The following is a 12,915-nucleotide window of genomic DNA, read 5'->3' as shown; positions in this document are numbered from 1 at the left end:
CTTCACCCATGAAACCGAGCAACACCGCGTTACTGGCCCTGGCCATCAGCAGCATCACGGCCATGGCCCATGCGGAAAGCGTGAGTCAGGAATTCGTTCCGACCGAACTGAACGGCACCAGCGCCCAGGCGGAGGCCAAGGGCTTCGTCGAAGGCCAGAGCCTGTCGGGCACGACCCGCAACTGGTACGCCAACGAGCTGAAGCGTCGTGACGACCGCTTCTCCTACAACCACAACGGCCAGCCGACTTCGACCCCACGCCGGATCAACTGGGTCCAGGGCACCATCCTCAACTACAGCTCGGGCTTCACCGAAGGTACTGTCGGGGTCAGCACCGAGGTGGCCGCCTACAACGCCATCGCGTTGGATCGTGACCGCAAGGACATCGCCGGCAAGAACAACCGTACCCTGACCCACTCCGACGGCGACGCTGTCGGCCAGTGGAGCAAACTGGGCCTGGCCAACGTCAAGTTCCGCGTCTCCAACACCACCCTGACCGCCGGTCGCCAGAACTTCAGCACGCCGATCGTCGACGTCATCGGCAACCGTGCCCTGCCTTCGAGTTTCGAAGGTGTGAGTCTGCACAGCGAAGAGTTCAACAACCTGTCGTTCGATCTGGCCGGTTTCGATCGCGTTTCGCCGCGTACCGAACAGAGCCTGTCGAAATTCCGCACCGAGTACTCCGCCACCGGCGTGGAAACCGACAAGGTCTACACCGCAGGTGTGAACTACCAGCCGTTCAATAGCCTGAAAACCAGCCTGTATGGCGCCAACGTCAAAGACTTCTGGAACCAGTACTACTTCGGCGCCACCCACGAGCTGGGTGACAGCCAGGTACTGAGCCTGACCACCGGCCTGAACTACTACAAGACCGTCGACGAAGGTAAGAAGTTGATGGGCGAGATCGACAACGACACCTACTCGCTGTCGCTCGGCCTGACTCACCAGGCCCACAGCCTGACCTTCTCCTACCAGCAAGTGAACGGTAACGAGTACTTCGACTACCTGCATGAAACCAACGGTATCTACCTGGCCAACTCCCTGCTCTCGGACTTCAACGGCCCGAACGAGAAGTCCTTCCAGATCGCCTACGGCCTGAACATGGCCGAATACGGCGTGCCAGGCCTGAAGTTCAACATCTACTCGGCACGCGGCTGGGGCATCGACGGTACCCATTACCGCGGCACCGCCTACACCGATCCAGGCGCCCAGCGCGGTGACCTGAGCCTGATGGATGGCGAAACCCACTACGAATACGGTATTGGCGCGTCTTATGCAGTCCAGAGCGGTCCGCTGAAGGCAACCGCGATCCGGGCGACCTACACTACCCACCGCGCCAGCGAAAACCAGGCCGACGGCAACATCAACGAGTTCCGCCTGGTCACCACCATCCCGTTCAAGATTCTCTAAAAAACACATCGGCTGGTTGGCGAATTCATGACGAATTCGCCACTCCAGCTACTCTGGTTCAACCGATTGCAGAGGGTTCTAGATGAAAATGCTTCCCCTGAAAGCGGCCATCGCTGCCGCACTGCTGAGCGTCGCCGCAGGCGTCTCGGCCAAGCCCTTGGTGGTCTGTACCGAAGCCAGCCCGGAAGGCTTCGATATGGTCCAGTACACGACTGCAGTCACTGCCGACGCGGTGGCGGAAACCATCTTCAACCGCCTGGTGGACTTCAAGCCCGGCACCACGGACATCGAGCCGGCCCTGGCCGAGTCCTGGGAGATCAGCCCGGACGGCCTGATCTACACCTTCCACCTGCGCAAAGGCGTCAAGTTCCACAGCACCGATTACTTCAAGCCGACCCGCGAGATGAACGCCGACGACGTGCTCTGGAGCTTCCAGCGTCAGCTGGACCCGAAACACCCGTGGCATGACAAGTCCAGCGTGGGCTTCCCCTATTTCGAAAGCATGGGTTTCAAGGAACTGCTCAAAAGCGTCGAGAAAACCGACGACCACACCGTGGTCTTCACCCTGACCCGTCGCGAAGCACCGTTCCTGGCCGACGTGGCCATGGCCTTCGCCTCGATCTTCCCGGCCGAATACGCCGACCAGTTGCTCAAGGCCGGCAAGGCCGGCGAACTGAACAGCAAGCCGATCGGCACCGGCCCGTTCGTCTTCCAGCGCTACGCCAAGGACGCCCAGGTGCGGTTCAAGGCCAACCCGGACTACTTCCGTGGCAAGCCGCCGGCCGACGCGCTGATCCTGGCGATCACCACCGACAACAACGTGCGCCTGCAGAAGCTCAAGGCCAATGAGTGCCAGGTCGCCCTGTATCCGAAGCCGGACGACATCCCGAGCATCAAGGCCGACACCAACCTGAAGGTCGACGACCTGGCCGCCATGACCGTGGGCTACGTGGCCCTGAACACCACCAAGAAGTACATGAGCGACCCGCGTGTCCGTCAGGCCATCAACATCGCCTTCGACAAGGAAGCCTACGTCAACAGCCTGTACGGCAAGGGCAACGCGGTGGTCGGCACCGGCCCCTACCCGCCGACCCTGCTGGGCTTCAACACCAGCCTGGGCAACCCGGCCCGCGACCTGGACAAGGCCCGCGCCCTGATCAAGGAAGCCGGCGTGCCGGAAGGCACGGTCTTCACCCTGTTCACCCGCAACGGCGGTGGCCCGACCAACCCCAACCCGCTGCTCGGCGCACAGATGATGCAGTCCGACCTGGCGAAGATCGGCCTCAAGATCGATATCCGCGTCATGGAATGGGGCGAGATGCTCAAGCGCGCCAAGAACGGCGAGCACGACATGGTTTCCGCCGGCTGGGCGGGGGATAACGGGGACCCGGACAACTTCCTGACCCCCAACCTCAGTTGCGAGGCCGCCAAAAACGGCGAAAACTACGCTCGCTGGTGCAATAAAGCGTTCCAGAGCCTGATCGATCAGGCCCGCGCCGAATCCGAGCCGGCCAAACGGACCGCACTCTATGAACAGGCCCAGGATATTTTCGACAAGGAACAACCCTGGATCCCCATGGCCTATCCGAAAATGTTCACGGCAATGCGCAAGAACGTCGAGGGCTACCACCAGAGTCCCCTGACCACCAACAACTTCGCTACCACCCAGGTGAAGTAGATAAGAAACGCCCGGCATCCCTGACCCCAGGGATGCCGGACACGCCTAACCGGCTGATGAGGTACACCAGAAGATGTTTAGTTTTATTGCCCGCCGTGTGGGGTTGTTGATTCCCACATTCTTCGGCATCACCTTGCTGACGTTCGCATTGATTCGCATGATTCCCGGCGATCCCGTGGAAGTCATGATGGGCGAGCGCCGGGTCGACCCTGAGATGCATGCCCAGGCAATGGAACGCCTTGGTCTGAACAAACCGCTGTATGCCCAGTACCTGGACTACATCGGCAAACTCGCCCAGGGCGACCTGGGTGAATCCCTGCGTACTCGCGAGAGTGTGTGGAGCGAGTTCACCTCCCTGTTCCCGGCAACCCTGGAACTGGCCTCGGCCGCGATGCTGTTCGCTGCCGTGATCGGCCTGCTGGCCGGGGTGATCGCCGCGCTGAAACGAGGATCCCTGTTCGACCACGGGGTGATGGGCATCTCCCTTGCCGGCTATTCGATGCCGATCTTCTGGTGGGGCCTGATCCTGATCATGTTCTTCTCCGTGAGCCTGGGCTGGACCCCGGTTTCCGGGCGGCTCGACCTGCTCTACGACATCGAGCCGAAAACCGGCTTCATGCTCATCGACACCCTGCTGGCCGATGACACCGGCGCCTTCTTCGATGCCCTGCACCACCTGATCCTGCCGGCCATCGTGCTTGGCACCATTCCGCTGGCGGTGATCGCGCGGATGACCCGTTCCTCGATGCTCGAAGTGCTGCGCGAAGACTACATCCGCACCGCCAAGGCCAAGGGCCTGTCGCCCGCCCGCGTGGTGTTCGTGCACGGCCTGCGCAACGCGCTGATCCCGGTGCTGACCGTGGTCGGCCTGCAAGTCGGCACCCTGCTGGCCGGCGCGGTCCTGACCGAAACCATCTTCTCCTGGCCCGGCATCGGCAAATGGCTGATCGAAGCCATCGGCGCCCGGGACTACCCCGTGGTGCAGAACGGCATCCTGTTGATCGCCTGCCTGGTGATCCTGGTCAACTTCGTGGTGGACATCCTCTACGGCTTTGCCAACCCACGCATTCGTCACCAGCGCTGAGGACAATACTCATGAGCACTCCAACCTCCTCAGTAGCCGTATCCGCCGTGGCCGTGGATCAAAGCCTGCTGTACCCGTCGCCGTACAAGGAATTCTGGCAGGCCTTCTCGCGCAACAAGGGCGCGGTGGCCGGCCTGCTGTTCATGCTGCTGGTGATTTTCTGCGCGATCTTCGCGCCCTGGGTCGCCCCGCATAACCCGAGCGAGCAATACCGCGACTTCCTGCTGACCCCGCCGGTCTGGCTCGAAGGCGGCCAATGGCAGTTCATCCTCGGCACCGACGAACTGGGCCGCGACCTGCTGTCGCGCCTGATCACCGGTTCGCGCCTGTCGCTGCTGATCGGCCTGTCGTCGGTGGTCATGTCGCTGATCCCGGGCATCCTCCTGGGCCTGTTCGCCGGCTTCTTCCCGCGCCTGCTCGGCCCGACCATCATGCGCCTGATGGACATCATGCTGGCCCTGCCGTCTCTACTGCTGGCCGTGGCGATCGTCGCCATCCTCGGCCCAGGCCTGATCAACACCGTGATCGCCATCGCCGTGGTATCCCTGCCGTCCTACGTGCGCCTGACCCGCGCCGCGGTGATGGGCGAGCTCAACCGCGACTACGTGACCGCCGCGCGCCTGGCCGGTGCCGGCCTGCCGCGCCTGATGTTCATCACCGTGCTGCCCAACTGCATGGCGCCGCTGATCGTCCAGGCGACCCTGAGCTTCTCCTCGGCGATTCTCGATGCCGCGGCCCTGGGCTTCCTCGGCCTTGGCGTCCAGCCGCCCACCCCTGAGTGGGGCACCATGCTGGCCTCGGCCCGCGACTACATCGAACGCGCCTGGTGGGTGGTGAGCCTGCCCGGCCTGACCATTTTGCTCAGCGTGCTGGCAATCAACCTGATGGGCGACGGCCTGCGCGACGCGCTGGACCCGAAACTCAAGAACGCCGCCTGAGGAGATTCCCATGTCACTGCTAGAAATCAAGAATCTCAACGTGCGCTTCGGCGACGCCCAGGCCGTTCCCGTGGTGGATGGCCTGGACCTGAACGTGGACAAGGGCGAAGTCCTGGCCATCGTCGGCGAATCCGGCTCCGGCAAGTCCGTGACCATGATGGCGCTGATGGGGCTGATCGAGCATCCCGGCATCGTCACCGCCGACGCCCTCAGCTTCGACGGCAAGGACATGCTCAAGCTCAGCGCCCGGCAACGCCGGCAGATCGTCGGCAAGGACCTGGCCATGGTGTTCCAGGACCCGATGACCGCGCTGAACCCGAGCTACACCGTGGGCTTCCAGATCGAGGAAGTGCTGCGCCTGCACCTGAAGATGTCCGGCAAGGCGGCCCGCAAGCGCGCCATCGAACTGCTGGAAAAAGTCGAGATCCCGGGCGCCGCCAGCCGCATGGACGCCTACCCGCACCAACTGTCCGGCGGCATGAGCCAGCGCGTGGCGATTGCCATGGCGATTGCCGGCGAGCCGAAGCTGCTGATCGCCGACGAACCGACCACCGCCCTGGACGTGACCATCCAGGCGCAGATCATGGATCTGCTGCTCAACCTGCAACGCGAGCAGAACATGGGCCTGGTGCTGATCACCCACGACCTGGCGGTGGTCGCCGAGACCGCCCAGCGCGTGTGCGTGATGTACGCCGGGCAAGCGGTGGAAGTGGGCCAGGTGCCGGAGTTGTTCGACATCCCCGCCCATCCCTACACCGAAGCGCTGCTGGCAGCGATTCCCGAGCACAGCATGGGCGCCGCGCGCCTGTCGACGTTGCCGGGCATCGTTCCCGGTCGCTACGACCGTCCGCAAGGTTGCCTGCTCTCGCCGCGCTGCCCGTACGTGCAGGAAAACTGCCGCCAGCAGCGCCCAAACCTCGATCCGAAAGCCGCCAGCCTCGCCCGCTGCTTCTACCCGCTGAATCAGGAGGTGGCGTAATGGCCGTCGTTCTTACCGCCCGCAACCTGACCCGTCACTACGAAGTGTCCCGCGGCCTGTTCAAGGGCCACGCCACCGTGCGCGCCCTCAACGGCGTGTCGTTCGAGCTGGAAGCCGGCAAGACCCTTGCCGTGGTCGGCGAGTCCGGCTGCGGCAAATCCACCCTGGCCCGGGCCCTGACCCTGATCGAAGAACCGTCTTCCGGCTCCTTGAAAATCGCCGGCCAGGAAGTCGCCGGCGCCGACAAGGCCCAGCGCAAGCAACTGCGCAAAGACGTGCAGATGGTGTTCCAGAGCCCCTACGCCTCGCTCAACCCACGGCAGAAGATCGGCGATCAACTGGCCGAGCCGCTGCTGATCAACACCCGGCTGTCGGCCAGCGAGCGACGGGAAAAGGTCCAGGCGATGATGAAGCAGGTGGGCCTGCGCCCCGAGCATTATCAGCGCTACCCGCACATGTTCTCCGGCGGCCAGCGCCAGCGTATCGCCCTGGCGCGGGCGATGATGCTGCAACCGAAAGTGCTGGTGGCGGACGAACCGACCTCGGCCCTCGACGTGTCGATCCAGGCCCAGGTGCTGAACCTGTTCATGGACCTGCAGCAGGAGTTCAACACCGCCTATGTGTTCATCTCCCACAACCTGGCGGTGGTGCGTCACGTCGCCGACCACGTGATGGTGATGTACCTCGGCCGGCCGGTGGAAATGGGCCCGAAAGAGGACATCTACACCCGTCCGCTGCACCCTTACACCCAGGCGTTGTTGTCGGCCACGCCGACCATTCACCCGGACCCGGACAAACCGAAGATCAAGATCGTCGGCGAATTGCCCAACCCGCTGAACCCGCCATCCGGCTGTGCGTTCCACAAGCGCTGCCCATACGCCACCGAGCGTTGCAGCAGCGAAGAGCCGGCCCTGCGCCTGCTCGACACCCGCCAGGTGGCCTGCCACTACGCCGAACAGTTCCTCGGCTGAGCCGGCCAAAAAAGGCGCCGCGGTGACCCGCGGCGCCTCATCTGTGTTGACCAAACCCCTCCTGCCAGATTGCGCATCAGTCCGGCAGGAGGGGTTTCTTTTTTCCGCCAGCCTGGCTCAGCCCTGGCTAGCCTCGTCGTCGCTGTCGGGGTCCGGCTCGTCGGTGGTCGAATCGTCATCGCCCTCGCTACCACCCTGTCCCTGATCGCCCGGCTCGGATTCCGACTTGGCGATCATCTGCACCCCGTTCTGCAAATGCCCCGGCCCCCAGAAACCCGGCACCCGTGCGGCCTGGTCGCCGGCCCAGGCCGCGGACATGCCCAGCGACAACAGCACCAGCACCTTGAGTAACAGCACACCCCGTTGGAAGACATTCATGTTGATTCCGTCCCTTTATGTAGGTGAATCAATGATGGCCACAGCCGGATTTGCAAGGCACGGCCTCGTATGAACCTAGCCCCGAAGCCGACGCTTTTCCAGATAACAAGCCCGCGATTCGCCCACTGGCTAGACGGCTTTCGACTAGCCCCTAAAACCTGCGGTTATGCATCTTCCTCCCACACCTGATCTCGCGTTCTGTCGGGAGAGAATCGTTGCCCGAACCGACGCTTTCGCGGGCCAGTCTCGCTCCTACGACAGCATGGAGATTCCACGAACACCACCAATACCGTAGGAGCGAAGCTTGCTCGCGATGGGCTGCGTAGCAGCCCCAAAACCTGCCACCGCGGTTCTGCCGGGAGAAGTTCATTGGCCGGGCGGACGCTATCGCGGGCAAGCCTGAACTGGTCAAGTAATCCTGGACACCGTTTACGGTGCTTATGCCGCTTTTTGCTCCATAGCTATTGGCGACAAGTAGTTGTTGTAGCTATGGAGCCTGGTGCGGTTGTAGTACATGAAGAAGCGCACGATGTCGGTTTTTGCTTCCTCGACCATACTGTAGCCGCCACGGGGTACCCACTCTGACTTCAGCGTGCCGAAAAAACGCTCTGTCGGCGCATTGTCCCAGCACTGCCCGCGATGACTCATGCTTTGCAAAATGCCGTGGTGCATCAGCTCTTCTTGAAACTTGCGGCTGGTGTACTGACATCCCTGATCTGAGTGAAATATCAGCCCAGGAGGACATGTCCGTACCTCTGTTGCCATGCATAGCGCTTTGCTAACCAAGTGGGCGTCATTGACCAGGGAAAACGCCCAGCCAATGACCCGGCGAGCATACAAATCGATCACGATGGCCAGATGAAACCAGCGTTTGCCCACCATCAGGCTGGTCACATCACCACACCAAACCTGATCGACTGCAGTCGCGTTGAAATTGCGCTTGAGCCGATTGGGTGCGACAAATGCTTCCACTCCTTTGGATCTGAATGGATGAGGTTGGCGTTGTTTACTGACAATGTTGGCCTCCCTCATCAGCGCTCTGACAAGACCCCTTCCAGCTGCAATGTTTTGGGATTTCAGGCTTTTGCTGATCATTCTGGAACCCATGGCTTCGCGGCTTTCACTGTGCAGCTCAACCACTTTCAGCTTGAGCTCTTCGCGTCTGATCCGCGGCTTGGCTCGCCGCTGAATCCACTCATAAAAGCTGCTGCGCTTCACACCGAAAACATGACACACCACGGCAGTCGGAAATGACTCTCTTAGTTCTGCGATCATCGAAAACGATCGGGATCCGACATCAAGAGAGCGGTAGCCTTTTTTAAGATCTCAGCCTCCATCTCCATGCGCTTGATCTTGGCTTTTAGCTCCTGGATCTGGCGCTGATCTTCGGTAATTGCCTTGGTGCCTTTGACTGGCTGCCCCTCGCGTTCCTTGCGAACCTGATCGACCCAGCGACGTAACGCGGTGGGCCCAATGTCCAGCGATGCACAAACGTCTGCAACCGGGCAGTTATCATCAAGCACCATGCTGGCAGCCTGTAGCTTGAACTCGCGGGTATAGACCTTTCTTTCGTTCATGGAACCTCCAAGTTGGCGAAATCATATCGCCCTTAAGAGGTGTCCGGAATTATTAGGCCAGTTCAGCCTCGCTCCTACGGGAATGGATAGGTTCTGGGCATAAAAAAACCCGCGGTTTGGGCCGCGGGGCTTTTGCTTGGGGCGTCGCTCAGACCTTAGTGATGCTCGCGGGTCGCGCGGAATTTCACGTCGGGCCAGCGCTCTTCCATCAGCGCCAGGTTGACCCGGGTCGGGGCCAGGTAGGTCAGGTGACCGCCACCGTCCAGCGCCAGGTTTTCCACAGCCTTGTTGGAGAATTCCTCGAGTTTCTTCTTGTCGCTGCAATCGATCCAGCGCGCGGACCACACGGTGATCGGCTCGTAGGAGCACTCGACCTTGTATTCCTCTTTCAGGCGGCTGGCGACCACATCGAACTGCAGCACACCGACGGCGCCGAGGATGATGTCGTTGCTGCGTTCGGGGAAGAACACCTGGGTCGCGCCTTCTTCGGCCAGCTGTTGCAGGCCCTGGCGCAGTTGCTTGGACTTCAGCGGATCCTTCAGGCGCACGCGGCGGAACAGTTCCGGGGCGAAGTGCGGGATACCGGTGAAGCCCAGGGCCTCGCCTTCGGTGAAGGTGTCGCCGATCTGGATGGTGCCGTGGTTGTGCAAGCCGATGATGTCGCCGGCGTAGGCTTCTTCGAGCTGTTCACGCTCGGAGGAGAAGAAGGTCAGCGCATCGCCGATGCGCACGTCCTTGCCGGTGCGCACGTGGCGCATTTTCATGCCTTTCTCGTACTTGCCCGAGCAGATGCGCATGAAGGCGATACGGTCGCGGTGCTTGGGGTCCATGTTCGCCTGGATCTTGAACACGAAGCCTGTGAACTTCTCTTCCTGCGGCTCCACGGTGCGCTCGTTGGCCACGCGCGCCAGCGGCAGCGGCGCCCAGTCGACAACCGCGTCGAGCACGTGGTCCACACCGAAGTTGCCCAGGGCGGTACCGAAAAACACCGGGGTCAGCTGGCCGTCCATGAACGCCTGCTGGTCGAACTCATGGCAAGCGCCCTGCACCAGCTCCAGTTGCTCGATGAAGCGTTCGTACTCGTCGCCCAGGTGGGCGCGGGCTTCATCGGAATCGAGCTTCTCGATGATCTTGGTTTCGGTGCGCTCGTGGCCGTGGCCGGGGGTGTAGACGATGATGTAGTCGCCCGCCAGGTGGTACACACCCTTGAAATCGCGGTAGCAACCGATCGGCCAGGTGATGGGCGCCGCCTTGATTTTCAGGACCGCTTCGATTTCGTCGAGCAGTTCGATCGGGTCGCGGATGTCACGGTCGAGTTTGTTGATGAAGCTGACGATCGGCGTGTCGCGCAGACGGCAGACGTCCATCAGGGCAATGGTCCGTGGCTCTACGCCCTTACCGCCGTCGAGCACCATCAGCGCCGAGTCCACCGCGGTCAGGGTGCGGTAGGTGTCTTCCGAGAAGTCTTCGTGGCCCGGGGTGTCGAGCAGGTTGATCATGTGTTCGCGATAAGGGAACTGCATGACCGACGTGGTAATGGAAATACCGCGCTGCTTCTCCATCTCCATCCAGTCGGAAGTGGCATGGCGGTCGGACTTGCGGGACTTCACCGTACCGGCAACGGCAATCGCCTTGCCCATCAGCAAGAGCTTCTCGGTGATGGTGGTTTTACCCGCATCCGGGTGGGAAATAATGGCGAAAGTGCGGCGTTTCGCGACTTCGGCGGCCTGTTTGGTCATGGGAAATCGCCTGGCAGGTGATTCAAAAAAAGGGCGGCGAGTATAGCGCAAAGCAAGCACCACGGACCACCGTTCGGCCCTCGCCCCTGCAACCCTTGCCCTGTAGCCGCTGCCGAGCAGCGCGAGGCTGCGATTGGCCCGGGCGGCATTGCGATGCGCTCTGTCAGGTATACCGAGGGGGCAGGTTTTGCGACGGCTGCGCCGCCGATCGCAGCCTCGCTGCGCTCGGCAGCGGCTACAGATGCCAGGCATCAGAGATATCGGAGTTATGGGATGGAGGGTGGCCAAACGCGGCCAAATATGGAACCTTTTAAAAGGTGGAGGCGTCCACTCCCCTGTTACGAGCTTTCGTCAGGGGTAGAAAAATCAGCAAGTTAGCCTGACGAGGCTATGCGTATGGCTCGATCCCGCGCTGTTTCCAGCGCATCGACGAGCTGCTTCTCGCGACCGTTCTTTTGGCAGCCAGGTATGGCCTTGCCACACGAAAGAATGCTCGCCGACATGAAAAAGGAGTCCGCCTGTGGCTATTCGCTATGGCAAAGGGCTGATAGGAGGCGCGGCGGTCATCGCTCTCCTGGCCCTGCTGATCCACTGGATCGGCATCAGTACGATCGAACACTACCGCGACGATCTGTTGTTTTACCTGCAAGCCCATCTGTACCTGGTACTCGCTTCAATGTTCGCCGCCCTCGTGGTGGGGATACCCGCCGGCATCTTCCTCAGCCGACCGCAGATGGTCGGGCGTGCCGAGCGCTTCATGCAGCTGTTCAACATCGGCAACACCGTCCCTCCCCTGGCCGTCCTGGCCATCGCCCTGGGGATCCTCGGCATCGGCAGCGGGCCGGCCATCTTCGCTTTGTTCCTCGCCTCCTTGCTGCCCATCGTGCGCAACACCTACGAAGGCCTGAAAAACGTCCAGGGTTCCCTCAAGGAGGCCGCCGTCGGCATCGGCATGACGCCGCGCCAGGTGCTGTGGAAAGTCGAGCTGCCCAACGCCGTGCCGATCATCGTCGGTGGCGTGCGCGTGGCCCTGGCGATCAACGTCGGTACCGCGCCGCTGGCCTTCCTGATCGGCGCCAACAGCCTTGGCAGCCTGATCTTCCCCGGCATCGCCCTGAACAACCAGCCGCAACTGCTGCTCGGCGCGGCCTGCACCGCCTTGCTGGCGCTGCTGCTCGACGGCCTGGTGACACTGGCCAGCCGCCTCTGGCTGGAACGCGGCCTGCGCCCGTCTTAAGCCTGCGCGAAGGAATTCACATGAAAAAAATAGCTTTGATCATAGGCTGCGTCCTGCTGTGCGCGGGAATTGCCCAGGCCGCGCAAAAACCCGTGATCCGCATCGGCGCCCGGGTCTTCACCGAGCAGACGCTGCTGGCGGAAATCACCTCGCAGTACCTGCGCGGCAAGGGCTACGACACCCGGGTCACCGGTGGCCTGGGCAGCAACCTGGCGCGCAGCGCTCATGAAAGCGGGCAGCTGGACATGCTCTGGGAATACACCGGGGTGTCCCTGGTGGCGTACAACCACGTGACGGAAAAACTCGACAGCCAACAGTCCTATGACCGGGTCAAGGAACTCGACGGGAAAAAAGGCCTGGTCTGGCTGCCCCCGTCGAAATTCAGCAATACCTACGCCCTGGCCCTGCCGAAAAACGTCGCGGACGCATACCCGCAGATCAATAGCGTCAGCGACCTGAAACACGTCCTCGACGCCGAACGCCAGGACCACCACCTGATCGCCCTGGACACCGAGTTCGCCAACCGCTCCGACGGCCTGCAAGGCATGGTCAAGCTGTACGGCATGGACCTGACCCGCAAGAACATCCGGCAGATGGACGCCGGGCTGGTCTACACCGCCCTGCGCAACGGCCAGGTGTTCGCCGGCCTGGTCTACACCACCGACGGCCGGCTCAACGCCTTCAACCTGAAATTGCTCAACGACGACCTGCATTACTTCCCCGACTACACCGCGGCCCCCGTGGTACGCCAAGCCTACCTCGACGCCCACCCGCAACTGGCCGCCGACCTCAAGCCGCTGGCCGAACTGTTCGACGACGAAACCATGCGCCAGCTCAACGCCCGGGTCGACGTCGACCATGAAAGCCCATCCGCCGTTGCCGCAGATTTCCTGCGCCAGCATCCACTGAATTGAGGGAGGAAAGA

At 62.0% G+C, this 12,915-nt stretch carries 12 protein-coding genes; 8 read left to right on the top strand and 4 right to left on the bottom strand.

Features of this window, described 5'->3' with window-relative positions; translation table 11 throughout:
* Nucleotides 1-8: 8 nt before the first annotated feature.
* The 6 genes from PMI20_RS07680 to PMI20_RS07655 all read left to right on the top strand — a co-directional run bounded on the left by PMI20_RS07680 (nucleotide 9) and on the right by PMI20_RS07655 (nucleotide 7,059).
* A complete protein-coding gene (locus PMI20_RS07680; protein WP_007927031.1) occupies nucleotides 9-1,409 on the top strand; it encodes an OprD family porin in 1,401 nt (466 codons plus the stop codon).
* An 82-nt stretch (nucleotides 1,410-1,491) separates the two neighbouring features.
* The gene (locus PMI20_RS07675; RefSeq protein ID WP_007927029.1) at nucleotides 1,492-3,087 is read left to right on the top strand and encodes an ABC transporter substrate-binding protein; all 1,596 of its coding nucleotides are present in this window, start codon (nucleotides 1,492-1,494) and stop codon (nucleotides 3,085-3,087) included.
* Between the two features lie 73 nt (nucleotides 3,088-3,160).
* A complete protein-coding gene (locus PMI20_RS07670; RefSeq protein WP_007927028.1) occupies nucleotides 3,161-4,171 on the top strand; it encodes an ABC transporter permease subunit in 1,011 nt (336 codons plus the stop codon).
* 11 nt (nucleotides 4,172-4,182) lie between these two features.
* Nucleotides 4,183-5,109: an ABC transporter permease subunit gene (locus PMI20_RS07665; RefSeq protein ID WP_007927027.1), complete on the top strand. Its 927-nt coding sequence runs from the start codon at nucleotides 4,183-4,185 to the stop codon at nucleotides 5,107-5,109.
* Between the two features lie 10 nt (nucleotides 5,110-5,119).
* Entirely contained in the window at nucleotides 5,120-6,088 is a 969-nt protein-coding gene (locus tag PMI20_RS07660; protein ID WP_007927026.1) for an ABC transporter ATP-binding protein, read from the top strand.
* Nucleotides 6,088-7,059 carry a peptide ABC transporter ATP-binding protein gene (locus PMI20_RS07655; RefSeq protein WP_007927025.1) on the top strand — a complete coding sequence of 324 codons (972 nt, stop codon included), beginning with the start codon at nucleotides 6,088-6,090 and terminating at the stop codon, nucleotides 7,057-7,059. The genes PMI20_RS07660 and PMI20_RS07655 overlap by 1 nt, the downstream gene beginning before the upstream one ends.
* A 117-nt stretch (nucleotides 7,060-7,176) precedes the next feature.
* Here the strand turns inward: PMI20_RS07655 and PMI20_RS07650 are convergent, their stop codons facing one another.
* The 4 genes from PMI20_RS07650 to PMI20_RS07635 form a co-directional block, all read right to left on the bottom strand.
* Nucleotides 7,177-7,437, bottom strand: a complete 261-nt coding sequence (locus PMI20_RS07650; protein WP_007927024.1) for a hypothetical protein — start codon at nucleotides 7,435-7,437, stop codon at nucleotides 7,177-7,179.
* Between the two features lie 438 nt (nucleotides 7,438-7,875).
* Nucleotides 7,876-8,712, bottom strand: coding sequence for an IS3 family transposase (locus PMI20_RS07645; protein WP_007927360.1), 837 nt, complete (start codon nucleotides 8,710-8,712; stop codon nucleotides 7,876-7,878).
* Nucleotides 8,709-9,014, bottom strand: a complete 306-nt coding sequence (locus PMI20_RS07640) for an IS3 family transposase (RefSeq protein WP_007927361.1) — start codon at nucleotides 9,012-9,014, stop codon at nucleotides 8,709-8,711. Before PMI20_RS07640 ends, PMI20_RS07645 begins: the two co-directional genes overlap by 4 nt.
* A 155-nt stretch (nucleotides 9,015-9,169) precedes the next feature.
* Nucleotides 9,170-10,753 (bottom strand): peptide chain release factor 3, encoded by a 1,584-nt coding sequence (locus tag PMI20_RS07635; RefSeq protein WP_007923830.1) that lies wholly within the window; start codon nucleotides 10,751-10,753, stop codon nucleotides 9,170-9,172.
* A gap of 520 nt (nucleotides 10,754-11,273) precedes the next feature.
* Between PMI20_RS07635 and PMI20_RS07630 the strand changes: the two genes are divergently transcribed.
* Nucleotides 11,274-11,990 (top strand): ABC transporter permease, encoded by a 717-nt coding sequence (locus tag PMI20_RS07630; RefSeq protein ID WP_007923831.1) that lies wholly within the window; start codon nucleotides 11,274-11,276, stop codon nucleotides 11,988-11,990.
* Nucleotides 11,991-12,010: 20 nt separating this feature from the next.
* Nucleotides 12,011-12,904 (top strand): glycine betaine ABC transporter substrate-binding protein, encoded by an 894-nt coding sequence (locus PMI20_RS07625; protein WP_007923832.1) that lies wholly within the window; start codon nucleotides 12,011-12,013, stop codon nucleotides 12,902-12,904.
* Nucleotides 12,905-12,915 lie beyond the last annotated feature (11 nt).

The organism is Pseudomonas sp. GM17 (assembly GCF_000282175.2).
GTDB lineage: Bacteria > Pseudomonadota > Gammaproteobacteria > Pseudomonadales > Pseudomonadaceae > Aquipseudomonas > Aquipseudomonas chlororaphis.
Note: the sequence above shows the minus strand (reverse complement) of the source record. Positions and strands in the feature narration are given on the sequence as shown.

What these genes read in the sequence shown, in the direction of transcription:
- PMI20_RS07680 (WP_007927031.1), top strand. Translation starts at nt 9, where the DNA reads ATGAAACCGAGCAACACCGCGTTACTGGCCCTGGCCATCAGCAGCATC.
- PMI20_RS07675 (WP_007927029.1), top strand. Translation starts at nt 1,492, where the DNA reads ATGAAAATGCTTCCCCTGAAAGCGGCCATCGCTGCCGCACTGCTGAGC.
- PMI20_RS07670 (WP_007927028.1), top strand. Translation starts at nt 3,161, where the DNA reads ATGTTTAGTTTTATTGCCCGCCGTGTGGGGTTGTTGATTCCCACATTC.
- PMI20_RS07665 (WP_007927027.1), top strand. Translation starts at nt 4,183, where the DNA reads ATGAGCACTCCAACCTCCTCAGTAGCCGTATCCGCCGTGGCCGTGGAT.
- PMI20_RS07660 (WP_007927026.1), top strand. Translation starts at nt 5,120, where the DNA reads ATGTCACTGCTAGAAATCAAGAATCTCAACGTGCGCTTCGGCGACGCC.
- PMI20_RS07655 (WP_007927025.1), top strand. Translation starts at nt 6,088, where the DNA reads ATGGCCGTCGTTCTTACCGCCCGCAACCTGACCCGTCACTACGAAGTG.
- PMI20_RS07650 (WP_007927024.1), bottom strand. Translation starts at nt 7,437, where the DNA reads ATGAATGTCTTCCAACGGGGTGTGCTGTTACTCAAGGTGCTGGTGCTG.
- PMI20_RS07645 (WP_007927360.1), bottom strand. Translation starts at nt 8,712, where the DNA reads ATGATCGCAGAACTAAGAGAGTCATTTCCGACTGCCGTGGTGTGTCAT.
- PMI20_RS07640 (WP_007927361.1), bottom strand. Translation starts at nt 9,014, where the DNA reads ATGAACGAAAGAAAGGTCTATACCCGCGAGTTCAAGCTACAGGCTGCC.
- PMI20_RS07635 (WP_007923830.1), bottom strand. Translation starts at nt 10,753, where the DNA reads ATGACCAAACAGGCCGCCGAAGTCGCGAAACGCCGCACTTTCGCCATT.
- PMI20_RS07625 (WP_007923832.1), top strand. Translation starts at nt 12,011, where the DNA reads ATGAAAAAAATAGCTTTGATCATAGGCTGCGTCCTGCTGTGCGCGGGA.